Raw genomic sequence first — 22137 nt, forward strand, 5'->3', positions numbered from 1 at the left:
GTAAAAAAAAATGATTGGATTATCCTCCAATCATTTTTTTTATCGAGTTCAGCTTCATTAAAGCTTCAATCGGTGTCAATGTATTGATATCTATTTTCGTCAGTTCTTCCCGGATATTCTCCAGAACAGGATCATCCAATTGGAAGAAAGAAAGCTGCATATTTTCCTCTGTTACTCTTTTAATCGTTTCTGATGAACTGCTTCCCTGAGTTCTGCTTGCTTCCAAGGTCTTAAGGATTTCATTGGCTCTGTTGACCACTTTGGCAGGCATTCCGGCCAGTTTTGCCACATGAATACCAAAACTGTGTTCACTTCCTCCCGGAACCAGTTTTCTCAGGAAAATAATATTCCCTTTGTTTTCCTGAATGGAAACGTGGAAATTTTTCACCCTTTCAAAATTCACGGTCATTTCGTTCAACTCATGATAATGCGTTGCAAATAACGTTTTTGCCTGCGTTGGTTGCTGATGAAGATATTCTGCAATAGCCCACGCAATAGAAACCCCGTCATAAGTGGAAGTTCCACGACCGATTTCATCTAGCAGGATCAGACTTCGTTCTGAAATATTATTCAAAATATTAGCTGCCTCATTCATCTCTACCATAAAAGTAGATTCTCCGGCAGAAATATTATCGGTAGCTCCTACCCTTGTAAAGATTTTATCCAGCAATCCGATCTCCGCATGTTTTGCAGGTACAAAACTTCCGATCTGAGCCAAAAGACATACAATTGCTGTCTGACGCAGAATTGCTGATTTACCGGCCATGTTAGGCCCTGTTACCATGATAATCTGCTGGGAATCTTTATCCAGAAAGATATCATTCGGAATATATTTTTCTCCCAGCGGAAGTGCATTTTCAATAATCGGGTGTCTGGCTTCTTTTAAATCAATCGCATAGCCATCATTCAAAACAGGCTTTGTATAACTCTCAGATACAGCCAGTTCGGATAATCCCACAGCCACATCAAGTTGAGCAATAATATTAGAATTCCCCTGGATCTGATCTATATAAATCATTGTTTCTCCACATACATTTTTGTACAGTGAAGTTTCCAGAACGCCTATTTTTTCTTCGGCCCCAAGGATCTGGTTTTCATATTCTTTCAGTTCTTCGGTAATGTATCTTTCTGCATTCACTAAGGTTTGCTTTCTTACCCAGTCATCCGGAACTTTATCTTTATGGGTATTCCGGACTTCAATATAATATCCGAAAACGTTATTAAAATCAATTTTAAGACTTGTAATCCCAGTTCTTTCAATCTCTCTCTGGCACATTTCATCCAGGAAACCGCGTCCTTTGCTCTGAAGATTTCTCAGTCTGTCAAGCTCTTCAGAAACACCTTCTTTAATGATATTTCCTTTCGCAATACTTACCGGAAGCTCTTCATTAAGTTGGTTCTGCAGAAATTTAATCAACTCTTCAAGATCAAATAAAGGCTCTAACCACGCCAGCACATCTGCATCAGAATGCAATAAAGTTTTGATTTTATGGATATTAATTAAACTCTGACGTAAATATCCCAGTTCTTTAGGTGAAATTTTCTCTGCAGCCAGTTTTCCCATCAATCGGTCAAGATCAGAAATGGATTTCAGAAGCTGGCAGATCTCATATTTCAGCGCATCATTTTCGTTTAAGAAATCAATCAGAGATAGCCTTCTCATGATCTCATCCACAGATTTTAAAGGAAGAATAATTCTTCTTCTCAATAATCTCCCTCCCATCGGAGTAGATGTTTTATCAATGATATCCAGCAGTGATTTCCCCTGTGGATTGCTTGGATAAACAATTTCCAGGTTTCTCAGGGTAAAATTATCCATCATCAGATAATCTTCCTGAGGAATGATCTGAAGCTTTGTAATATGGGCAAGCAGATTATGATGGGTATCTTCTACCAGATAGGCGAAAATAGCTCCTGCCGCTGTAATCGCTAACGGTAAATTTTCTATTCCAAATCCCTTTAAAGAATTGGTTTTGAAATGATTTGTTAATTTTTCGTAGGCAAAATTATATTGAAATGCCCAGTCTTCAAGCTTAAAGGCATTTTTATTTTTGATCTGTTCCGGAATCTGTGTGCTTCTCTGGAAAATAATCTCACTCGGATCAAAGGTATTGATGATGTGTAAAAGCTTTTCTAAATTTCCTTCGCTTACCAGAAACTCTCCGGTAGAAATATCCACTAAGGCAATTCCGTATTTCTCTTTTTCTTTATGCAATGAAAGAAGGAAGTTATTCTTTTTGGAATTCAAAACCTGATCATTGAAGGTAACACCAGGTGTAACCAACTCAGTAACACCTCGTTTTACGATCCCCTTCACCATCTTAGGATCTTCCAACTGATCACAGATCGCCACCCTCATTCCCGCTCTTACCAGTTTTGGAAGATAAGAATCTACAGAATGATGTGGAAACCCTGCAAGTTCTATATGCCCCTCACCATTGGCTCTTTTGGTAAGCACAATACCCAGAATCTGAGAAGTTCTGACAGCATCCTGCCCAAAAGTTTCATAAAAATCCCCTACCCTGAATAATAATAGCGCATCAGGGTATTTCGCCTTGATGGTATTGTACTGCGTCATTAACGGGGTTTCTTTCTTCGCTGCTTTTGCCATAGTAAAAAATGAGCCCCAAATTTAAAAAAATAAATTCAGGGTAAGAGAATTGTTTAGAGGTTAATCTTCTATACTTTTCTTTATCAGTAATTAATCGTATTTTTCAGCCATCAAATCACATTATTCATGGAATTTCCTGTTTTAGAGACTGAAAGGCTTATTTTGCGTCAGCTTACTTTTAATGATATCCAAGACCTTTTTGAATACTTTTCTTTAGATGAAGTTATGGAATATTATGACCTGGATACCTTCAAGACAGAAGACGACTCCCGCCGAATCATCCAGCATTTTAACAGTGAATTCGAAAAAGGCAAAGGCTTCAGATGGGCTCTGGAACTGAAATCCAGTGGAAAAGTCATTGGTACCTGTGGCTATCACAACTGGTACAGGGAACATTTCAGAGCAGAGGTCGGCTATGAGCTCAATCCCAAATTCTGGCAACAATCTTATATGAAAGAAGCCATTCTTCCTATTTTAACCTATGGATTTGAAACAATGAGGCTTCACCGTGTGGATGCTTTTATAGATCCCTCCAATATTTCTTCCGAAAGACTGTTAACTTCTTTAAATTTCAGCAAAGAAGGAACGTTGAAAGATTATTTTTTTGAAAAAGGAAAATTTGTTGACGCAACGATCTTCGGGCTGATTAATAAATAAGCTGGAAGCACGAAGGTGGGTGATGGAAGTTTCTATTGGTCGTTTAATTACTGATCATCTCTAAATAAAAATGTAGCCTATTCGTACTAAGCTGTAAAGAGACCTCCCTCCTCCAGCTTCCATCTCCCTTTCCTCATTATTTTCCTGTTCTCGTGTGCTTTTCCAAAGCCTCGGAACTTTTCTTGTAGGCCCATTTCTGCTTATAATTCACCCATTTGGCTTTGAAAAGTTTTCGCATCAGTTTATCCGTGTACCTCATAATGAAGACATGATACAACATACTGGCAAATACATTCGGTTTATTGGGAAGAGCTCTGAGTGAAAGAGAAAAACCGGGTTCCAGATATCTGTTGAAGTGCCAGAAAGCTCCCGGAATAAAGAGCGCATCACCATGTTCCATGAAAATTTCATATCCCTTGGCATATTTCAGTGCCGGAAACTTTTCGTAATCCGGATTTTCGTAGTCGACATCGTAAACGGTGTGAACAGACAAAGGTACTTTATATAAAAACGGAGACTGTTTCTGATCAAATAACAGAATTCTTTTCTTTCCTTCGAAATGGATATGCATAAAATCACCCAGGTCCACATCATAATGCATTAAAACATGGGCTTCACTTCCACCGAAGAATAAAGTAGGTAGTCTTTTAAAAAACTTTATTCCAAGATCGGGATAGGTAAAGTTTTTCAGCAGCTCTGGAAGCCTGTCTGTGATGATATAAAAAAAGATTCGCAGATCAGAAGGCTTGCTTTTGATGGTATCAATATATTCCTTCATTTTCATACGGGTAACCGGAGCATCAGAACTTTTCGCAGCATCAGCCGGTTTGTTATCATACAACGGAACTTCCTGATCTCCTGCTTTTTCTTTGATATAGGCAAGATTCCACTTGTCAAAAGCGTCCCATCGACTGGCAAAATTCTTAATCAAAAGAGGTTTTTGCTTTTTAAAATAATTTTTCTGAAAATCTTCTTTACTGATATCATTTACAATATCTACGTTTTCGAGGATCATGTATTTTGTATTTAATGCGAACTAAAAATAGTGTTTTTTTGAAACGTGAGAAAATTAAGATTAAAAGGGATGGAAGCTGGAAGAGGGATGCTGGAAGTTAAGATTTGCCTGCAAACGTCTATACATCATTCTATAATAAGATTTTTATGGAAAACTTATAGCTCTTCTTCAGCTTCAATAACTTCCCACTCCCAGCTTCAGACTTCCTTACTTAATTAGCAGAGCTCAGATGAAAAATTTATATTTGTAGTAATAAGCGAGTTTATGAGAGTCTACAATACCAAACATTTCATTAAAATCCTTTTCAGTTTACACAAAAGTGATACTTTAAAAATTCTTTTCCCAAGTATGATTCTTGTAGGATTATATTCCTGGGGAATTCAGTATCTGGAAGTTGAGTATCTGCACCTTACCACAAAATCAGGAGTGAGCAATGTAGGTATGATTCATTCTCTGCTGGGTTTTGTGCTTTCTCTTTTGCTGGTGTTCAGAACGAATACTGCCTATGACAGATGGTGGGAAGGGCGAAAACTTTGGGGAAAACTGGTTAACGACACCAGAAACTTTGCCATAAAAATCAATACGATTCTTGGGGACAATCGCCAGGATGCTGAGCAGATAGCAAGGTATTTAAAATACTTTCCTCACTTTTTAGCCAAACACCTTTCCAAGGAATCTACAAGGCTGGCTTTGGATGAAGATTATTCTGAAATTGAAAGCTCTTTAAAAAATCATGGGCCAAGCGAAATAGTGATTCTGCTGAGTCATAAATTGAACCAGTTAAAAAAAGAAGGAAAAATTTCAGAAGTTGAAATGCTGTACTTAGATACTCAGCTTTCAGGATTTCTGGATGTATGCGGAGGTTGTGAAAGAATCAAAAACACTCCGATTCCTTATTCCTACTCTTCTTTCATCAAGAAGTTTATTATTCTGTATGTTTTTGCGCTTCCTATTGCCTACGTGATTACGATAGGTCTTTTCATGATTCCGCTTACCGTTTTCGTTTATTATGTCTTGATGAGTCTTGAGCTTATTGCAGAAGAAATTGAAGATCCGTTCAATAATGATGAGAATGATATTCCTATGGAGACTTTAGCTCAGAATATTGAGAAAAACGTGCATCAGATAATGAACAGAAAATAAAAAATCAAGCTTCTAAAGCTTGATTTCTTTGAGTTCGCCATCCTGTTTTATTTCTACAAATTTGCTTTCTCTGTTGGCAGCAGAATATCCGTAGAAAAATGTACTGTATATGGGTGTTGAATACAGATAGGCTCCATATCCGTTATAAGCATTTGAAGTCCCGGTCTGCTGTTGATAGCTTGCCGTCGCTGTAAAATTGACGATGGTTTCAAGGTAATATTTCCCGGGTTTCAGTTTTTCAAATTTAAACCTCCCGTGATCATCTGTTAAAGCTTCCACTCTGTATTTAAAAGCTTCTTCAGACATATATACTGTTGTTTTTTTATTTTCATATTTCTTTCTCATGTTATAAAATTCCTCAAAATAAGGAGTAACAGGAAAAAGCATAACAACGGTTCCTTTCGGTGCATAATGTTTTTCGCCAAGCAATGGTTTGATGCCCCAGTTGTTTTTTTGTTTTGTGGAAGCGACTCCTTCAATGGTAGAATTCCCGAATCCAAGCATATCTCTTGCCAGTTTTTTATCAAAAAAAGCTTGAGGATAATAGGTGTTTTGTGCCTCCAGATATATAAATCCCCATATTAATATGAATAAGGTGAATAATTTTTTCATAGTATATTTTTGAGTCAAATATAAGTATTTTACTATTTTTGAAATAAAAATAGCTATGAAGTACGTGTTTCTATTGTTTTTTTCCACTTCTGTTCTGATCACAGCACAGAAACCTTGTGGATATAAGGACGGGCTACAGGAAGGATCCTGCAAAGAATTCTATGACAACGGCCAGGTAAAAAATACCGTGGAATGGAAAAAAGGAAAACTGGATGGCGATGCTGTTTTTTATCACGATAACGGAAAAATGCAGTCAAAAGGAGAATATAAAAAAGGATACAAAGTAAAAGAATGGTCCTATTTTGATAAGACCGGAGTGCTGACTTCCAAAGAAGCTTTCAGAAATGGAGAAAAGAATATTTATGACAACAGCCTGACAGCTACTTTTTATTCTCCTGCCGGTAAAATAGTTGAAATATCTAATTATAAATTCAATAAATTACAGGGAGAAAGCAAAACTTTTCATGAAGACGGAAAATCTATAAAAGACATTGGGCAATATGATAACGGACTTGCCACCGGAAAATGGAAGGTATTTTATCCATCAGGAAAATTACAGCGTGAAACTGATCTTGCCAACGATAAAAGAAACGGCAACAGGGTTCATTACCGTGAAGACGGAAGCATAGAAAAAACAGAGGTCTATCAAGACGGAAAATTAATCTCAACAAAATAATACAATTGGTACAGAAACTAAAACTGGAAGAACTAAACAGAATAGATGTAGAAACATTTAAGAAGGTTGAAAAAATTCCGTTGGTCATCATTTTAGATAATATCAGAAGTATGCACAACGTAGGTGCAGCTTTCAGAACGGCAGATGCCTTCTTAATTGAAAAAATAATCCTTTGCGGAATTACACCGCAGCCACCTCACCGTGAGATTCATAAAGCGGCATTGGGAGCAACGGAAAGTGTAGACTGGTCTCATGAAGCAGAAACTAATAATGCTATTGCTGATTTGAAAAGCAAAGGATATGAAATCATCGGGATTGAGCAGACTACAGGAAGCCAGCTTATCACTGATTTTACCATTGACAGATCAAAAAAATATGCTTTGATTTTAGGAAACGAAGTGGAAGGAATCAGCGATGAAGTACTTCCGAATATTGATGTGTTTTTAGAAATTCCACAGCTTGGAACGAAGCATTCTCTTAATGTAAGTGTGTGCGCCGGAATTGTGATGTGGGAATTTGCAAAAGCACTAAAATAAAAAAACTGCATATGTCCTTAGTAGACAGTGCAGTTTGAAATAAATCTAATAAAAAGTAAAAATGAAAGGCGACAAAGGTACTTTATTTTTTTTTACAAACAAATTTTGACGGCATTTTTTTTGTTTCATCTTAAAAAAAGTAGGGTTTTCAGAAAAAGTTTCGTTTAATTTTTTATAAATTAGCACAATGTTTATCAAGGACTATATCTCAAAAGACTTTCCATGTTTTAGCCTGTCTGACTCCATAGAGTCGGCCAGAAACCTATTGGAAGACTTCGGATATTCCCATATTTTCATCAAAAAATCTCATCACTTCTTCGGAGCCATTGCCATGGACTTTCTGTATGAAGAAGATGGGGGAACACTGAAGGACCTGGAACACCAGATTGAACGGTTTGCAATTCTGGAGGACAACAATGTGATGGACAGCATCCGTCTGTTTTATACTTTCAGCTCCAATGTGATTCCGGTGATTAATAAAAATGAAAAATATCTGGGGTATATTACCTGTGAAGATGTTTTTCAGGACCTTTCCCGTTATCCTTTATTTTCAGAAACAGGAGCTATTCTTACCGTAGAAACTCCGGCCAGAAAATATTCAATGACGGAAATTACCAATATTGTAGAAAGCAACAATTCGAAGTTTTACGGAGGGTTTATAAGCTTTATGTCTGAAGAGGTGGTCCAGGTCACAATAAAGATCAGCAATGAAAACCTGGCCTCGATAGATGCTACATTTGACCGGTACGACTACAGAATTGTTGAAAAATACTATTCTGATGAGAAATCCGATCTGTTTAAAGACCGTTATGGTTTTTTACAAAAATTCATAGAAATATAACATGAAGGCAGCCATATATTCTCAGAAAAAAGATCTTGATACTTTTTTATATTTAAGCAAGTTTATCTCTGAACTTGAAGCAAGAGGTGTAAAATCTGTTCTGTATGATGAAATGGCTGAAGCACTTCAGTTTTCAAAAATATTCGAAACTTTCAACTCCAAACAGGATCTTCTGGATAAACAAGTAGATCTGTTTTTCACTTTCGGTGGAGACGGAACGATTGTAAATTCTTTAACCTTTATTGAGGATCTTGAAATTCCGGTGGTAGGAGTTAATACAGGAAGACTTGGATTTTTAGCCTTTTTCACCAAAGAAGAAGCCTTTAAAGAACTGGACTCCATCTTAAAAGGAGATGTTAAAACAAGCCGCCGTTCCGTAATAGAGGTCGTTTCTCCCAAACTGGAAGGAGCTTTCCCTTATGCATTAAACGACGTTACCGTTTCCAGAAAAGAAACAACATCCATGATTACCGTGGATTCTTATATCAATGATGAATTTTTAAATGTTTTCTGGGGTGATGGTGTCATTATTTCAACACCAACCGGTTCTACCGCTTACTCGCTGAGCTGTGGTGGACCAATCATTTCTCCCAACAACGAAAATTTCGTCATTACTCCGATTGCTCCTCACAATCTGAATGTGAGACCTTTAGTAGTGAATGACAAAGTAGAAATAAAATTCAGGGTGGAAAGCCGTGTACCTCAATACTCTCTTTCCTTAGACTCCCGACTGATACACATAGAAACGGATAAGGAAATCATTATCAAAAAGGCAAAATTCCAGCTTCTTCTGGTGCAGCCCAACGGTTTGAGTTTTTACGAAACCATCCGTCAGAAGCTCCTTTGGGGCCGAGATAAAAGAAACTAGTAATTTCTTAAAAATGATTACCTTTACACGAAATTAAAACACCTAATAAATTTATAATAAAAAGTAAAACATGAGCAGAATTTTTCCGGCAGGAGTTGCCACAGGTCAGTTAGTTACTGATATCTTTCAGTATGCTAAAGAAAACAAATTTGCATTACCTGCAGTAAACGTAATTGGATCAAGCAACGTCAATGCTGTAATGGAAACTGCAGCGAAATTGAACTCTCCTGTAATTATCCAGTTTTCTAATGGTGGAGCTGCATTCAACGCAGGAAAAGGATTAAACAATGACGGACAAAGAGCTGCTATCCTTGGATCTATCGCTGGAGCAAAACATATTCATACTCTTGCTGAAGCTTACGGAGCAACAGTAATTTTACACACAGACCACTGTGCAAAGAAATTACTTCCTTGGATTGACGGATTAATGGATGCTAACGAAGAATTCTTTAAGCAGACAGGAAAATCTCTTTACTCTTCCCACATGCTGGATCTTTCTGAAGAATCTTTAGAAGAAAACCTTGAGATTTCAGCTCAGTATTTCGAAAGAATGGCTAAACTTCAGATGACTCTGGAAGTAGAAATCGGAGTAACAGGAGGTGAAGAAGATGGCGTAGATAACTCAGACGTTGATAACTCTAAATTATATACTCAACCTGAAGATATCGCTTATACTTATGAAAAATTAAAAGCGATTTCTGATAACTTCACTATCGCTGCTGCTTTCGGTAACGTACACGGAGTTTATAAGCCAGGTAACGTAGTTCTTACACCGAAAATCCTTGACAATTCTCAGAAATATGTTCAGGAAAAATTCGGAACAGCTGCAAAACCTATCAACTTCGTATTCCACGGAGGTTCAGGATCTACTTTAGAAGAGATCAGAGAGGCTATCGACTATGGAGTAATCAAAATGAACATCGACACTGACCTTCAGTTTGCTTACACAGAAGGTGTGAGAGACTATATGGTTAACAATATTGAATATTTAAGAGCTCAAATCGGAAACCCTGAAGGAGAAGAAAAGCCTAACAAGAAATTCTACGACCCAAGAGTTTGGGTAAGAAAAGGTGAAGAAACATTCTCTACAAGATTGGTGAAAGCATTTGAAGATTTAAATAACGTAAATACTTTAAAATAAGAACTGTACATTTGTATCAATGTAAAAAGTATTCATAGAAATACATTTACATTGGTACATTTTACATTTATACATTAATACAAACAAAAATGGCATTCGACTGGTTTAAAAGAAAAGCAAAAAACATTACCACTTCTACTGATGAGAAAAAGGACGTTCCTAAAGGACTTTGGCATCAGACTCCATCCGGAAAAGTAGTGGAACATGATGAACTAAAGAGAAATAACTATGTTTCTCCTGAAGATGGATTTCATGTAAGAATAGGAAGTGCAGAATTTTTTGACATCCTTTTTGACGGTGGTAAATTTACCGAACTGGATGCCAATGTTGAAAGTATTGATATCTTAAACTTCAAAGATACAAAGCCTTACAAAGACCGTTTGAAAGAAGTAAAAGCTAAAACTAAGCTTACAGATTCTATCAGAAACGCTGTAGGAACTGTAAAAGGAACTGAAATGGTAGTTTCTTGTATGGATTTTGCTTTCATCGGTGGATCTTTAGGTTCTGTAATGGGTGAAAAAATCAGAAGAGCAATTGATTACTGTATCGCACACAAACTTCCGTATATGATTATCTGTCAGTCCGGAGGAGCAAGAATGCAGGAAGCTACTTACTCTTTGATGCAGTTGGCAAAAGTTCAGGCTAAATTAGCTCAGCTATCTGAAGCAGGACTTTTATACATCGCTTATCTTTGTGATCCTACATTCGGAGGAATTACTGCTTCTTTTGCAATGACTGCTGATATCATTATGGCAGAACCGGGAGCACTGATCGGTTTCGCAGGACCAAGAGTAATCCGTGAAACAATCGGTAGAGACTTACCGGAAGGATTCCAGACATCAGAATTCTTACAGGAAAAAGGATTTGTAGATTTCATCGTAAAAAGAACTGAAATTCAGGATACTGTTGCCAAAACAGTTAATTTATTAGCTGTAAAAGCATAGTATCTGTAACAAAAACAATACAATCTCTCTCTAATTAGGGAGAGATTTTTATTTATGAGGACTTTTAAGATATTTTTCAATACCATCAGAAGTATGAGTTTTAAAAAGATTATCCGTCTTTTATCACTTGTCCTTCCCCATCCTCTTTTCGCTTTATTAAGTTTTCATGCTACGGTAAAAGCATTTACCATTGCACAGAAAAAATTCCCTGCAACAGCCTCCAATAACGGAATTGGAAATGCTTTCAGACACGCCCTGTGGTGCTGCTTCATTATGATGTACTGCTGCAAAATCTCTTCCCCTAAAAAAGCTCTGGATTTCTGCAAGAGAATAACAGACATGCATGAAGAGCTCTTCCCCAATGAGCCTTTAGAAACTAAAATGGATCTCCATAACAACAAAATCGGAATGGATTATTTTATGGAAATTCTCCCTGGAATTCACCGCCAGTTTTTTGAAAAAAGCTTCTTTGTAGATGTATTAATCAAAAAAATGGATGATGCTAAAGTTCTGAAAAATCTGGATGATGATTTTGAAGGACATCTTGTTTACCTGGAAGAGTAAATTATTTTTATTTTAAACGCTAAAGATCGCAAGGAAAGCTTAAAAGCTTAATGCATATTCTCGTCCGCAAGGCCATTTCATTCAGCAATGTTCCATAATTGAAGTTCTCTTTGCTGAGTGCTAACGCCTTTGCGAACGAGAAAAATCTTTTTTCCCATTATTTAAGAACTTTGCGAGCACTGCGTTAAAATAGTATAAAGCCAAGAAACCATCATTAGCTCTCTTTCATACCGGAATAACAAAAGACTTTAGTTATTTTTGTGGTTTGAAGTATTTTCGATAAGTTTAAACAATTAAATCAATCAGATGGTTCTCAGCAGAATTTGGTCGGCTTTCATTATCATTGCCATTGCCATTGCCAGTATAAAATATGTTTCGTCAGGTAACTACAAAACCATTTTCAATGATATGGTGGTGGGAAAAGGAGGTGATACAGTGAAGATTGCCTCTCAACCTATGAACAGCCTCTCTCCTGTTGTCAGAGACAGCCTGATGAAAAAAAATGATTTTGCAGATAGCAGAATTCACTATAAAACAGATTCTTTAAAACAGAATGTAAATGTTTATCGCGTTCAGGAAGCCGATGGAGTTATCGGAACCTCTGAAACTGCAGTAAAGATCTGTCTTGGTCTTATCGGAATTATGACCCTGTTTATGGGATTCATGAGTATTGCTGAAAAAGCAGGAGGAATCAACCTTCTAAGCCGTTTGATTCAGCCATTTTTCTCCAAATTATTTCCGGAAATTCCAAAAAACCACCCTGCATTTGGACATATGCTGATGAATTTCAGCGCTAATCTTCTGGGATTGGATAATGCTGCCACTCCTTTTGGTTTAAAAGCAATGGAAAGCCTCCAGACTTTAAATCCTAATAAAGATACTGCCAGTAATTCACAGATCATGTTTCTGTGTCTTCATGCCGGAGGTATGACTTTAATTCCCGTCTCCATTATTGCAATCCGAGCATCTATGGGGTCTAAAACTCCCACAGACATCTTTCTGCCGTGTATGATTGCCACTTTTGCAGCTACACTGGCTGCGATGATTATTGTTTCTTTGTATCAGAAAATCAATCTTCTTCGTCCGGTAGTAATAGCTTATGTAGGAGGAATTTCAGCGATTATTGCTCTATTGGTAGTATACCTTGTACAATTGAGTAAAGACGAACTGGATGACTTCAGTAAAGTATTAAGCAATGGTTTAATTCTGTTTATCTTCCTTGCGATTGTATTAGGAGCCGTTTATAAAAAGATCAACGTTTTTGATGCCTTTATTGAAGGCGCAAAAGAAGGGTTCACCACCTGTGTTAAGATTATTCCTTATTTGGTTGGAATGCTGATTGCCATTTCGTTATTAAGAACTTCCGGTGTATTTGATGTAATCATTGACGGAATGAAATGGGTAGCCAATGTTGCCAATATGGATCCAAGATTCGTGGACGGACTTCCGACTGCGTTAATCAAACCTTTATCCGGTTCAGGAGCCAGAGGAATGATGGTGGATACGATGACTACATTCGGAGCTGATAGTTTCCAGGGAAAATTGGCAGCTGTACTTCAGGGAAGCTCAGATACGACGTTCTACGTCATTGCAGTATACTTCGGTGCCGTAGCTGTTAAGAATACAAGATATACGGTAATTGCTATGCTTCTGGCCGATTTGGTAGGCGTTATCACTGCTATTGCATTGGCTTACTTATTCTTTGCTTAATTGAATTAAACCTTGCTGGTTGAGCAGATGCTATTAACTTTAAACATTAAACTTAAAACTTTAAACCCATTATGATCACAGATAAAGAATTTACCCTAAGACTCATCCGTCAATTAACCCAGGCATTAGAAAAGCTTATTCTGGATAAACCTGAAGAAAGTTTAATGCAGAAAGAGCTGGATTTTGATACTTTGATGAGAGATATCTTTAAGATGAGCTTCACAGAGGTTGCTTCTAAAACCAAGGAAGAAATGATTGCCATTGTGAATGAAAGACAGGAAAGAGATCACAAAGATTACTATGAAATGCTGGGAAATCTTTTCTATTTCAACAGCAGATATGATCAGAACAAAGATTTTCAGGATAAAGCAAAGACATTCTACGAACTGTATCTTCAGACCAGTGGTATCTTTGCCCTTCCGGTTATCAACAGAATAAATGAATTAAAAAAAGCACTTGAATAAAGTGCTTTTGTATTTTTAGAATGTAATTTTATAAGTTCCTGTGGAAGAAGTATTGGCTTTTTCGGCCTTCACATATTTCTTAACCCAACTCACAGAGGTAGATGCTACACAAGGATCTGAAACACCTCCGGATCTTCTTGCAGACACCACATTTCCTGCTTTATCTACCGTATAAGCAATGGTAATTGATCCACTTGCCGTACAACTGTGAGAAGGCTGTGCTCCTCCTCGTCCCATTGTTCCGGGAATATAGCCTACCAGCTTTCTGTCGATCCCTACTTTACTGTCTCCGTTTCCATCTCCTCCTAAAGGATCTCCCGCATTTCCAATACCTTCACCAGTTCCCTGGCTTCCGGCTTTGGTTCCTCTTCCTTTGATCAGGTTTCCGATGGCTGCAGTTCCTTTTCCGTCTCCATTCCCTGTTTTTGAGTTAGCCGTAGCTGCTCCTGATTTTTTAGTATTTTTTGAAGCACTTGTGCTTGTGGCTTCTTTTTTCTCAGCTTTTTTGGATTCCTCTTTTTTAGGAACCGTAGCTTTTGAATTATTTCCTGTAATTACTTTCTCCTTAACCTCAGTTTTCTTTGGTTCCGGAGTTGGTACTGGTGCTGGTTTTATAACTGTTTTTGTTTCCGGAACAGGAGTTTCTGCAGGCTCCGGAGTTACTTCTTCCGTTGCAGCGGCAAGACTTCCCGGTTGTTCAGCAGGTTCTTCAATCCCTTTTCCATTTCTGTTGTCTCCGAAGTTGACCAGCATGGTAGTAACGACTTCAGGGTCTTTATCCAGTTCAGGTTTTAATTTATACAAAAAAACAAAAAGCAGAATAGCAGCCCAGATGAGAATAGAAAGCAGTGCGCTCTTTACTCTATCTTTATTTTCTTCGTTTCTGTTTGCTGTATAGCTTTTCATCTTAAAACGTAATTCTTTCCGGAAATCCGGGTCTGTTATTTATCTTTAACGGTTGCAATGGCAATATTAAATTTATATTTTTCAGCAATTTCCATCACAAAAACAACATCTTTATGCAATGTGTTTTCATCAGCTCTGATCGTAAATGATTTATTGGGCTGGCTGGCTAATTTATCTACAATTATTTTCTCCAGTTCTCCTCTATTTACAGGATTGTCATCCACAAAGAATGAGCCGTCCGGCTTGATGCTTACCGTCACAGGATTCGGAATATTGTCGTCAACTGCTCCGGCTTTCGGCAGATTCACATCAATAGCGCTTTGATTGGCAGCTGAAGAGGTGATCATAAAGAAAATCAGCATCAACAGGATAACGTCTGTCATCGCTGCTAAACTGAATTCCGGATTTGCTTTATTTCTTCTTTGAATTTTCATCGTAAGAAAGATTTATAAAGGTTTGTTGATAAGGTCTAAAAATTCTCCTGACATATTCTGAGCTTTCAGGACAAATTTATCAATCCTTGTCAATAGAATATTATAACAGAAGTTAGCAGGAATCGCTACAGCCAAACCTACAGCGGTCTGTCCTAAAGCAGTATAGATACCTTCTGAAAGTGTTTTCGGAGAAAAAGATCCTGTTGCGTGGGAAAGATTAAAGAAAGCAATAATCATCCCGATTACCGTACCTAAAAGACCCAACATGGGAGCGATACTTGGTACTACAGCCAAAAGGTTCAGGTTTTTTTCCATATTGGCAACCTCTACCTGTGCCTGGGATTCCATAGCACTTACAATATCAGAAACAGGACGTCCTAATCTTGAAATTCCTTTTTCTAAAATTCTTCCTTCAGGAGAGTTCTGGGTTTTGCAGTAATCTGCTGCTGCCTCTATTTTTCCGGCCTTGATGAAGTCTTCGATATTGTTCATGAAGTTGGAATCTGTTTTTGATGTCAGCCTTTTGATAAAGAAAAATCTTTCAAAAAACAGGTACAGAGAAAACACTCCCAATAGTAATACAGTGACCATCACTATTTTAGCGAAAGCTCCTCCATGGAACATAATCTTCCAGAATGAGAACTCTAAGTTGTCTGCAGCAACTGCAGGTGTGGCGATTTGTGCAAATAAAATCTGAGAAAGTTCCGTTAACAGCATTAAATGTAAATTTTATTAAATTTCAACGACAAATGTAGGAGAATATTATGAATTGAACTCTTAAAAATTGCTTAAAAACAACTTAAATTTTGTTACAATTTTACAAACAGCAAATTTCTTTCCAAAAATAATTTTGAAAAGAAATCTGGTATGAAAAAGATAGAAGCCTATGTTAGTCTTCTCCTACCTCAATATCATCTTGCTTAAATTCGCATTTTAATCTAAAAGGGATCGGTGTATCTGATCCGGTATAGAAATCATCAATGGTCCCTTTCCAGATGACCTGAAGTTCCCCTTCTTCATTTCTTTCAAAAAGAAGCTCATTGTCATAGATATAGGCCTCTTCATCATCGAAAAGATCTACCTCTGTATAAGTTTCTTCATAAGAATCATTGATTTTGATTGTTTTTCCTTCAATTTCCGTCGACTCGATAGGGAAATCGAACACTTCAAGTGAAAGCTGTGGAAAGTTGTACTGTAATGAATCATCATCTACGTGATCCAAACTGTCATCCGTAATCACTTCAACCTCTAAAAAGTGTTGCTGGTTGCTGTAAACTGCCTTACAATAAGTATTTCTGATATTGTATTTTAGCGTCTCCTCCGGATGGTAAATTTTTAAAATCCCTTTCATTTTTTCTTAAAAAAAGAACTGTAATAATATGATTGTTAAACGTTTTAGACAAAGATAAAAAATTGATTCAAAGTTAAAAGGATTTTGAAAATAATTTTTTAAAATCAATGCAAACAATAAGTCTGAATCTCCCAATAATACTTACTTTTGTTTTCATAAAGATTCTGAAAATGAAAAACATTTTATCAAAAAGTATTCTAGGATTAGGGTTGGTGATTGGGCTTGCTTCCTGCAAAAAATCGGACTCTCCACTTACAAAAGTGACACCCAGCAACCTGGATTCTATCGCTTCCAACTATTATGAGCAGTATCTTAAACTATATCCTTTAGATGCTACCGCACAAGGAGATACAAGATATAACGACCAGCTTCCTATCAATATTGATAAAGATTTTATCTCAGGAGAAATTGCTTTCTACAATTCTGTGCAAAAACAGCTGGAACATGTAGATTATAAGACCCTTTCTGATGAAGATAAAGTGGTGTATGATGTTTTGGATTATACTTTAAAAGATAAAACTGAGGCCTACGCTTATCATCCGGAATATATTCCTTTTACTCAATTTGGAGGACTTCCGCTTACATTTCCACTATATGGAAGCGGACAGGGCAATCAACCTTTTAAAACAGAAAAAGACTACAGCGACTGGCTGAAAAGAATGGAAAAATTCCCGGAGTGGATGAATGCCGCAGCAGACAACTTCCGTGAGGGAATCAACAATAAAGTTGTCCTTCCTAAAAAACTGGTTGTCAAGATGATTCCTCAAATGAAGGCTGAAGAAATTACAACGTCTGACATGGAAAAGAATATTTTCTACGGACCTATTAAAAATTTCCCTAAAAGCTTCACAGAGGCTCAGAAAGAGAAATTTTCAGCACTTTATAAAGATGCTATTACGAAAAAAATCATTCCGGCTTATACTAAAATGGGAACATTTTTAGAAAAAGAGTACCTTCCGAAAGCAAGGGATACAGATGGATACAACAGTCTTCCTAACGGAAACGAGATCTACAATTATTATGTAAAAAGCTGGACAACCACTAAGAAATCTCCTGAAGAAATTAATAAGATCGGGCTTCAGCAGGTAGCTATGCTTCGTGCAGAAATGGAAAAAGTGAAACAGCAGGTAGGTTTTACAGGAACTCTTGAAGAGTTTATCACTTTTGTAAAAACGGATCCAAAGGCAATGACTTATAAAACGTCTAAAGAGGTTTTAAATGCATTCAATGGGATCTTAACGCAAATCACTCCGAAGTTGAAAACAATGTTTAATGTAACACCAAAAACAAAGTTTGAGATCAGACAGACGGAGAAATTCAGAGAGGCAAGTGCCAGTGCAGAATATATGCCGGGAACTCCGGATGGGAAAAGAGCAGGGATATTTTATGTTCCGCTTCCTGATCCTACAAAATTCAATGTTACTTCAGGAATGGAATCTCTTTTCCTTCATGAGGCAATCCCAGGGCACCACTATCAGGTTTCTCTTCAGCAGGAAAACACAAAGCTTCCTAAGTTCATGAGATTCGGTTGGTTTGGAGCTTATGGCGAAGGCTGGGCACATTATTGTGAAACATTAGGCCCTGAGTTTGGTTTATATACAGATCCTTATCAAAAAATGGGTTACCTGAGCGATCAGATGTTGAGAGCAGTAAGACTGGTAGTAGATACAGGACTTCATACCGGAAAAATGTCAAGAGAAGAGGCGATCAAGTATTTCCTAAGCAATATTTCTTATGATGAAGGAGCAGCTGTAGCAGAAGTTGAACGTTATATGGCAATGCCTGGACAAGCTTTAGGCTACAAAATAGGATCTTTAAGAATCCGTGAGCTGAGAGAAAAATATCAGAAAGAACTTGGAAGCAAATTCAATCTGGCAAGCTTCCATGATGAAGTATTGAGCCAAGGATGTCTTCCTTTGGATGTTCTGAACAGAAAGATGGAGCTTTGGGCTCAAAAACAAAAATAGTTTCTTTATGAGACTATTTTTATTTTTTACCGGTATTTTATTGGTTTTATTGAGCTGTCAAAAGGAGCACAATTTTGAAAAATTCACCGTTAATAAAGATTTACCCAATTATGACACGATTCAGCTTCTCACGAAATATCCGGAGCTAAAGCTGTATAACAGTGAAATTGTTGAAAGCCGAACAAGAACAGCTTATATTGTCCAGAAAGCATTTTATTATGATGGTCTTCTTAAAGGATCTTTTATTTTTGATGATTATAAATGTAAGGCCCAATATGAGAATGATACTTTAAATATTCTGCTGAACAATCATAATGGCTATTTTGGAAACGGGGTTTTGGTAAAAGTATTCAACAACCAATTTTATATAAAAGATATTGATCCTAAAACTTTAAAAACAGAGAAAAGATTCATAAAATCAAAAGTTTTGGAACAGAAACTGACTCTAAGCACTAATAAGTTCAACAAAAATGATAGCATTTATGGTTTTATAGATTACAAATGCAGCATTGACAGCTTGGTTTTTAAACACTTCAGAGGATACTTTAAAACTAAAATACAGTAAAATTGATATGATCACAGAAAGCCTAAGATCTCTTTTCAACAGAGATTTAAATAAATTAAAAACAGAGATAGAAGCCTATCAGAAAGAAGAAAACCTTTGGAAGATTGATAAAAGCATTGCCAATTCTGCGGGTAATCTGACCCTTCATCTGGTTGGAAATATCAATCATTTTGTAGGAGCACAGCTTGGAAATACGGGTTACGTAAGGCATCGTGAGCTGGAGTTTTCATTAAAAGATATTCCAAGAGCTGAACTTATTGAAAAAGTTGAAGCCACCATAGCGATGATAGATTCTGTTCTTCCACAATTGTCTGAAGAAGATCTTAAAAAAGAATACCCTTTGGTTGTTTTTGAAAGCAAAATGACCACAGATTACTTCCTGATTCATCTGGTTGCTCATCTGGATTACCATTTGGGACAGATTAATTATCACAGAAGGTTGCTGGATATTTAATCTGATAACCTATTTTTACAAAACTAATGTACCTTGAAAACCTAATCATTTATGAAGAAAATTTTTGTTTTCTCTTCGTATTCTGAAAAATCACCTGTTGATTTACAACAATACGAAGAAAGGCATTTTGCACCAGAATTTATTTTCACTGACGAACCTCTCTGCATCACAGGAGAACTGAAGAATATAATAAAAAAGAACTATGAAGAAGAGCATGTCATTATTTCCACTTCTCAACATCAGTTCTGTTCAAATTTTTCACAAGAATATCTTGAAAGTTGTATTGATAAAGTAAAAAAAATTGGAGGAAACCTATTATTGGGAGGTCTATTAAGCTTCGAAAAGACAATAGAAGCAACAGATCATATTTTTTGGGTGGATGGTTTTAAGGGATCGCAATTCCTAATTATTTTCAAAAAAACATTTCCTCTTTTCTTACATGAGAATTCCACAGCTCCATTGCCACTTGATGTTTTCTTATCGTCAAATCTGGAAGATGTTTTTGTCATGCATCCTTTTATTTCTCATTATAATAATGATGGGAATATTCAATCCTTCGAAAACACTATTGACTTCCAGAATCTGGATGACAATCCTGAAGATCTTCTGGATGAACTTTCTCAAATAAAAAAATACTACAGCTATGAGTCGTAACAGCTTTTCAGAAATTATGATCCCTACATACATTATTAATCTGAAACATAGAGAAGACAGAAGGGAAAGTATTTTAAAAGAGTTTGAGGGAAAACCTGAATTTGATTGCCATATTGTAGAAGCCTGTATTCATGAAAAAGGAAATATAGGATTGTGGGAAAGCATAAAAAAAACGGTAAGCATTGCTATTGAAAACGAAGATGATGTAATCATTATCGTAGAAGATGATCATATTTTCACAGAACATTATGATAGAGATGCATTGATGGAGCATATCATAGAATCTAATGAACAGGGAGCAGATATCCTAGCCGGAGGTATCGGAGGAGGCTTTAGATTTGTTGTTCCTGTTACAGAAAACAGATTTTGGATCAATCATTTCTGGTGTACCCAGTTTATGGTGATTTATAGTCGTTTTTTTGATCAGATACTCAATGCTGACTTTGGACCGGAAGATACTGCAGATAACTTTTTATCACAGCTGTCAGCTCATAAAATGGTATTATATCCTTTTATTTCCGTTCAGAAAGATTTTGGATATTCTGATATTACAGAAGAAAATAACATCAATGGGAATATTGAAGAATATTTTAAAACAGCAGATCTTACGCTTGGTGTCTATCAAAAAAAGTACAAACAATTTATACTAATGAATCAAAAAGAGAGAACAGTTTAATGTTCTCTCTTTTTATAAATTTCCAAAAATATATTAGCAACATAAATATCCACCAGGGTTGCAATATGCTAATGCGTAACCCTTCACAGTGCAGTGTAGAGATTGACAGCCACAAACACCTGGCCCGGATCCGGCCTTAATAACTCTCATTTCGTTCCTGTTCATGTTGTTTTTCATAACACTGAGACTCATTTTTTGTAATTTTTTCATGGTATTATTTTTTAATTAGTATTACAGTAATTACCAATAAATTCTAGTGGGGCTTACATTATACCTGTTGGGGATTTTTGCAGGTACTTTTTCGGGGTTATATACTTTTTTAAGCCAAAACATATGAAACATAATTGCCTCATATTTGTTTTTGTAAATTATCTTACCGTTATCAAATTTTACTCTTCCGGTATAACCTTCCATCAGAATAAAATCAAAATGGGTTCTGAGAATTCCATCTCTTTCAGCATGTTTCATGATATGGGTAAAACTTTCAATCTCTGTTTCAATTTCGAAAATAGGAATACCTTCTGCGAGATCGTCCCAAACAAAATTGCATTCATCAAAACAAAAGTGATCCGGCATAGAAAATACCTTTTTATAATCCCTGCTTCTTTGGAAAAATGTATTCAGGAGTTCATTATTCCTGTACAGTCCGAAACAACCTGTGGTATAATCATCCCTTACACTGATATAATCATAACTGTCGAGAAATTCATTGGTAAAAAAAGCTCTTATATCTCCATAAATAAGATCAAGATCGCAGTGCCCCCAGAAATCATATCCATCTATAAGCTCCGGAAACATAAAGCCATACGCAGGCTTAAAATCGCATAGCTTATAAGGATAATCTATGTTGATTGGAAATCCAAGTCTATTAGATGTATCGTAGATGATATCTTCCAGATTTTTATGGATTATTTTCACGTTTGAGGGTACGTTTTTTACCTTCTCTGTATTATCAGTTATAATCACAAAATCTACACTTGGATTAAAAGCACAAGAATGCAGGTAATACGGCATATACCAGGGATATTTGCCATACCAGCAGGTAATTAAAACTAAACTTGGTGTATTCATAGGTTAAAAAAATTCTGTAATTGCAAAATTGCAATTACAGAAAAAATATAAGTTATTTTCGACTGATTAGCAGCATTTTGCTGGCCATCCACCACCACATACAGCTCTCATACCATTCATATAGCAGTACTGTGAATTACAGTTACAAGTTCCTGGCTCACCTGCTGAACCAGCTTTAATAACTCTCATTTCGTTTCTGCTCATTTCGTTTTTCATGGCATTTAAGCTCAGCTTTTGTAATTTTTTCATAGAAATTTGTTTTAATTTGTTTGCCTAC

General features: G+C 36.5%; 25 protein-coding genes. 16 read left to right on the top strand and 9 right to left on the bottom strand.

What is annotated here, in order from left to right; all coding sequences use genetic code 11:
• Nucleotides 1-19 precede the first annotated feature (19 nt).
• Complete coding sequence (gene mutS / locus ACMA47_RS10925) at nucleotides 20-2611, bottom strand: DNA mismatch repair protein MutS (protein WP_413929812.1); 2592 nt, start codon at nucleotides 2609-2611, stop codon at nucleotides 20-22.
• Between the two features lie 126 nt (nucleotides 2612-2737).
• On the opposite strand from mutS, the gene ACMA47_RS10930 reads away from it, so the two are divergent.
• Nucleotides 2738-3268 (top strand): GNAT family N-acetyltransferase, encoded by a 531-nt coding sequence (locus ACMA47_RS10930; RefSeq protein WP_413929813.1) that lies wholly within the window; start codon nucleotides 2738-2740, stop codon nucleotides 3266-3268.
• Between the two features lie 136 nt (nucleotides 3269-3404).
• Here ACMA47_RS10930 and ACMA47_RS10935 read toward each other — a convergent pair whose 3' ends face one another.
• Entirely contained in the window at nucleotides 3405-4283 is an 879-nt protein-coding gene (locus tag ACMA47_RS10935) for a cupin-like domain-containing protein (protein WP_413929814.1), read from the bottom strand.
• 264 nt (nucleotides 4284-4547) lie between these two features.
• On the opposite strand from ACMA47_RS10935, the gene ACMA47_RS10940 reads away from it, so the two are divergent.
• A complete protein-coding gene (locus ACMA47_RS10940) occupies nucleotides 4548-5426 on the top strand; it encodes a bestrophin family protein (RefSeq protein WP_034694197.1) in 879 nt (292 codons plus the stop codon).
• 12 nt (nucleotides 5427-5438) lie between these two features.
• On the opposite strand, the gene ACMA47_RS10945 is transcribed toward ACMA47_RS10940, so the two are convergent.
• The gene (locus ACMA47_RS10945) at nucleotides 5439-6038 is read right to left on the bottom strand and encodes a hypothetical protein (RefSeq protein ID WP_413929815.1); all 600 of its coding nucleotides are present in this window, start codon (nucleotides 6036-6038) and stop codon (nucleotides 5439-5441) included.
• A 55-nt stretch (nucleotides 6039-6093) separates the two neighbouring features.
• On the opposite strand from ACMA47_RS10945, the gene ACMA47_RS10950 reads away from it, so the two are divergent.
• From ACMA47_RS10950 to ACMA47_RS10990, 9 genes are all read left to right on the top strand, one after another.
• Nucleotides 6094-6714 (top strand): toxin-antitoxin system YwqK family antitoxin, encoded by a 621-nt coding sequence (locus ACMA47_RS10950; protein ID WP_413929816.1) that lies wholly within the window; start codon nucleotides 6094-6096, stop codon nucleotides 6712-6714.
• Between the two features lie 5 nt (nucleotides 6715-6719).
• Nucleotides 6720-7250, top strand: coding sequence for an RNA methyltransferase (locus ACMA47_RS10955; RefSeq protein WP_413929817.1), 531 nt, complete (start codon nucleotides 6720-6722; stop codon nucleotides 7248-7250).
• A 187-nt stretch (nucleotides 7251-7437) separates the two neighbouring features.
• A complete protein-coding gene (locus ACMA47_RS10960; RefSeq protein WP_034694191.1) occupies nucleotides 7438-8091 on the top strand; it encodes a CBS domain-containing protein in 654 nt (217 codons plus the stop codon).
• Between the two features lies 1 nt (nucleotide 8092).
• A complete protein-coding gene (locus ACMA47_RS10965; RefSeq protein ID WP_034694189.1) occupies nucleotides 8093-8959 on the top strand; it encodes an NAD kinase in 867 nt (288 codons plus the stop codon).
• 70 nt (nucleotides 8960-9029) lie between these two features.
• Nucleotides 9030-10100 (top strand): class II fructose-bisphosphate aldolase, encoded by a 1071-nt coding sequence (gene fbaA / locus ACMA47_RS10970; protein WP_034694186.1) that lies wholly within the window; start codon nucleotides 9030-9032, stop codon nucleotides 10098-10100.
• A gap of 89 nt (nucleotides 10101-10189) precedes the next feature.
• Nucleotides 10190-11044 carry an acetyl-CoA carboxylase, carboxyltransferase subunit beta gene (gene accD, locus ACMA47_RS10975; protein WP_047426596.1) on the top strand — a complete coding sequence of 285 codons (855 nt, stop codon included), beginning with the start codon at nucleotides 10190-10192 and terminating at the stop codon, nucleotides 11042-11044.
• Between the two features lie 54 nt (nucleotides 11045-11098).
• Nucleotides 11099-11608 (top strand): DUF6973 domain-containing protein, encoded by a 510-nt coding sequence (locus ACMA47_RS10980; RefSeq protein WP_413929818.1) that lies wholly within the window; start codon nucleotides 11099-11101, stop codon nucleotides 11606-11608.
• A gap of 306 nt (nucleotides 11609-11914) precedes the next feature.
• The gene (locus ACMA47_RS10985) at nucleotides 11915-13318 is read left to right on the top strand and encodes a nucleoside recognition domain-containing protein (protein ID WP_413929819.1); all 1404 of its coding nucleotides are present in this window, start codon (nucleotides 11915-11917) and stop codon (nucleotides 13316-13318) included.
• Nucleotides 13319-13389: 71 nt separating this feature from the next.
• Nucleotides 13390-13782, top strand: coding sequence for a hypothetical protein (locus ACMA47_RS10990; protein WP_413929820.1), 393 nt, complete (start codon nucleotides 13390-13392; stop codon nucleotides 13780-13782).
• A 15-nt stretch (nucleotides 13783-13797) separates the two neighbouring features.
• On the opposite strand, the gene ACMA47_RS10995 is transcribed toward ACMA47_RS10990, so the two are convergent.
• The 4 genes from ACMA47_RS10995 to ACMA47_RS11010 all read right to left on the bottom strand — a co-directional run bounded on the left by ACMA47_RS10995 (nucleotide 13798) and on the right by ACMA47_RS11010 (nucleotide 16473).
• A complete protein-coding gene (locus ACMA47_RS10995; RefSeq protein ID WP_413929821.1) occupies nucleotides 13798-14688 on the bottom strand; it encodes a ferric siderophore ABC transporter substrate-binding protein in 891 nt (296 codons plus the stop codon).
• Between the two features lie 35 nt (nucleotides 14689-14723).
• Complete coding sequence (locus ACMA47_RS11000; RefSeq protein WP_407848334.1) at nucleotides 14724-15122, bottom strand: ExbD/TolR family protein; 399 nt, start codon at nucleotides 15120-15122, stop codon at nucleotides 14724-14726.
• Nucleotides 15123-15134: 12 nt separating this feature from the next.
• Nucleotides 15135-15839, bottom strand: a complete 705-nt coding sequence (locus ACMA47_RS11005; protein ID WP_047426580.1) for a MotA/TolQ/ExbB proton channel family protein — start codon at nucleotides 15837-15839, stop codon at nucleotides 15135-15137.
• A gap of 172 nt (nucleotides 15840-16011) precedes the next feature.
• Nucleotides 16012-16473: a hypothetical protein gene (locus tag ACMA47_RS11010; protein ID WP_413929822.1), complete on the bottom strand. Its 462-nt coding sequence runs from the start codon at nucleotides 16471-16473 to the stop codon at nucleotides 16012-16014.
• 170 nt (nucleotides 16474-16643) lie between these two features.
• On the opposite strand from ACMA47_RS11010, the gene ACMA47_RS11015 reads away from it, so the two are divergent.
• Genes ACMA47_RS11015 through ACMA47_RS11035 form a run of 5 tightly spaced genes read left to right on the top strand, consistent with a single transcriptional unit; the run spans nucleotide 16644 to nucleotide 20789 of the window.
• Entirely contained in the window at nucleotides 16644-18440 is a 1797-nt protein-coding gene (locus ACMA47_RS11015) for a DUF885 domain-containing protein (protein WP_413929823.1), read from the top strand.
• A gap of 7 nt (nucleotides 18441-18447) precedes the next feature.
• Nucleotides 18448-19005, top strand: coding sequence for a hypothetical protein (locus ACMA47_RS11020; RefSeq protein ID WP_413929824.1), 558 nt, complete (start codon nucleotides 18448-18450; stop codon nucleotides 19003-19005).
• Nucleotides 19006-19012: 7 nt separating this feature from the next.
• The gene (locus tag ACMA47_RS11025; protein WP_413929825.1) at nucleotides 19013-19459 is read left to right on the top strand and encodes a DinB family protein; all 447 of its coding nucleotides are present in this window, start codon (nucleotides 19013-19015) and stop codon (nucleotides 19457-19459) included.
• A gap of 51 nt (nucleotides 19460-19510) precedes the next feature.
• Nucleotides 19511-20113 carry a hypothetical protein gene (locus tag ACMA47_RS11030; protein WP_413929826.1) on the top strand — a complete coding sequence of 201 codons (603 nt, stop codon included), beginning with the start codon at nucleotides 19511-19513 and terminating at the stop codon, nucleotides 20111-20113.
• The gene (locus ACMA47_RS11035) at nucleotides 20103-20789 is read left to right on the top strand and encodes a hypothetical protein (RefSeq protein WP_413929827.1); all 687 of its coding nucleotides are present in this window, start codon (nucleotides 20103-20105) and stop codon (nucleotides 20787-20789) included. Before ACMA47_RS11030 ends, ACMA47_RS11035 begins: the two co-directional genes overlap by 11 nt.
• Nucleotides 20790-21029: 240 nt before the next feature.
• Here ACMA47_RS11035 and ACMA47_RS11040 read toward each other — a convergent pair whose 3' ends face one another.
• Both ACMA47_RS11040 and ACMA47_RS11045 read right to left on the bottom strand, forming a co-directional pair.
• Nucleotides 21030-21860, bottom strand: coding sequence for a DUF6625 family protein (locus ACMA47_RS11040; RefSeq protein ID WP_413929828.1), 831 nt, complete (start codon nucleotides 21858-21860; stop codon nucleotides 21030-21032).
• A 66-nt stretch (nucleotides 21861-21926) separates the two neighbouring features.
• The gene (locus tag ACMA47_RS11045) at nucleotides 21927-22109 is read right to left on the bottom strand and encodes a TIGR04149 family rSAM-modified RiPP (RefSeq protein WP_034694146.1); all 183 of its coding nucleotides are present in this window, start codon (nucleotides 22107-22109) and stop codon (nucleotides 21927-21929) included.
• Between the last annotated feature and the right edge of the window lie 28 nt (nucleotides 22110-22137).

It is taken from the genome of Chryseobacterium sp. T20 (assembly GCF_047345655.1).
Lineage (GTDB): Bacteria > Bacteroidota > Bacteroidia > Flavobacteriales > Weeksellaceae > Chryseobacterium.

Excerpts from the sequence above, each read along its gene's own strand:
- mutS (WP_413929812.1), bottom strand. The coding sequence starts at position 2,611 with ATGGCAAAAGCAGCGAAGAAAGAAACCCCGTTAATGACGCAGTACAAT.
- ACMA47_RS10930 (WP_413929813.1), top strand. The coding sequence starts at position 2,738 with ATGGAATTTCCTGTTTTAGAGACTGAAAGGCTTATTTTGCGTCAGCTT.
- ACMA47_RS10935 (WP_413929814.1), bottom strand. The coding sequence starts at position 4,283 with ATGATCCTCGAAAACGTAGATATTGTAAATGATATCAGTAAAGAAGAT.
- ACMA47_RS10940 (WP_034694197.1), top strand. The coding sequence starts at position 4,548 with ATGAGAGTCTACAATACCAAACATTTCATTAAAATCCTTTTCAGTTTA.
- ACMA47_RS10945 (WP_413929815.1), bottom strand. The coding sequence starts at position 6,038 with ATGAAAAAATTATTCACCTTATTCATATTAATATGGGGATTTATATAT.
- ACMA47_RS10950 (WP_413929816.1), top strand. The coding sequence starts at position 6,094 with ATGAAGTACGTGTTTCTATTGTTTTTTTCCACTTCTGTTCTGATCACA.
- ACMA47_RS10960 (WP_034694191.1), top strand. The coding sequence starts at position 7,438 with ATGTTTATCAAGGACTATATCTCAAAAGACTTTCCATGTTTTAGCCTG.
- ACMA47_RS10965 (WP_034694189.1), top strand. The coding sequence starts at position 8,093 with ATGAAGGCAGCCATATATTCTCAGAAAAAAGATCTTGATACTTTTTTA.
- fbaA (WP_034694186.1), top strand. The coding sequence starts at position 9,030 with ATGAGCAGAATTTTTCCGGCAGGAGTTGCCACAGGTCAGTTAGTTACT.
- accD (WP_047426596.1), top strand. The coding sequence starts at position 10,190 with ATGGCATTCGACTGGTTTAAAAGAAAAGCAAAAAACATTACCACTTCT.
- ACMA47_RS10980 (WP_413929818.1), top strand. The coding sequence starts at position 11,099 with ATGAGGACTTTTAAGATATTTTTCAATACCATCAGAAGTATGAGTTTT.
- ACMA47_RS10985 (WP_413929819.1), top strand. The coding sequence starts at position 11,915 with ATGGTTCTCAGCAGAATTTGGTCGGCTTTCATTATCATTGCCATTGCC.
- ACMA47_RS10990 (WP_413929820.1), top strand. The coding sequence starts at position 13,390 with ATGATCACAGATAAAGAATTTACCCTAAGACTCATCCGTCAATTAACC.
- ACMA47_RS10995 (WP_413929821.1), bottom strand. The coding sequence starts at position 14,688 with ATGAAAAGCTATACAGCAAACAGAAACGAAGAAAATAAAGATAGAGTA.
- ACMA47_RS11000 (WP_407848334.1), bottom strand. The coding sequence starts at position 15,122 with ATGAAAATTCAAAGAAGAAATAAAGCAAATCCGGAATTCAGTTTAGCA.
- ACMA47_RS11005 (WP_047426580.1), bottom strand. The coding sequence starts at position 15,839 with ATGCTGTTAACGGAACTTTCTCAGATTTTATTTGCACAAATCGCCACA.
- ACMA47_RS11010 (WP_413929822.1), bottom strand. The coding sequence starts at position 16,473 with ATGAAAGGGATTTTAAAAATTTACCATCCGGAGGAGACGCTAAAATAC.
- ACMA47_RS11015 (WP_413929823.1), top strand. The coding sequence starts at position 16,644 with ATGAAAAACATTTTATCAAAAAGTATTCTAGGATTAGGGTTGGTGATT.
- ACMA47_RS11020 (WP_413929824.1), top strand. The coding sequence starts at position 18,448 with ATGAGACTATTTTTATTTTTTACCGGTATTTTATTGGTTTTATTGAGC.
- ACMA47_RS11025 (WP_413929825.1), top strand. The coding sequence starts at position 19,013 with ATGATCACAGAAAGCCTAAGATCTCTTTTCAACAGAGATTTAAATAAA.
- ACMA47_RS11030 (WP_413929826.1), top strand. The coding sequence starts at position 19,511 with ATGAAGAAAATTTTTGTTTTCTCTTCGTATTCTGAAAAATCACCTGTT.
- ACMA47_RS11035 (WP_413929827.1), top strand. The coding sequence starts at position 20,103 with ATGAGTCGTAACAGCTTTTCAGAAATTATGATCCCTACATACATTATT.
- ACMA47_RS11040 (WP_413929828.1), bottom strand. The coding sequence starts at position 21,860 with ATGAATACACCAAGTTTAGTTTTAATTACCTGCTGGTATGGCAAATAT.
- ACMA47_RS11045 (WP_034694146.1), bottom strand. The coding sequence starts at position 22,109 with ATGAAAAAATTACAAAAGCTGAGCTTAAATGCCATGAAAAACGAAATG.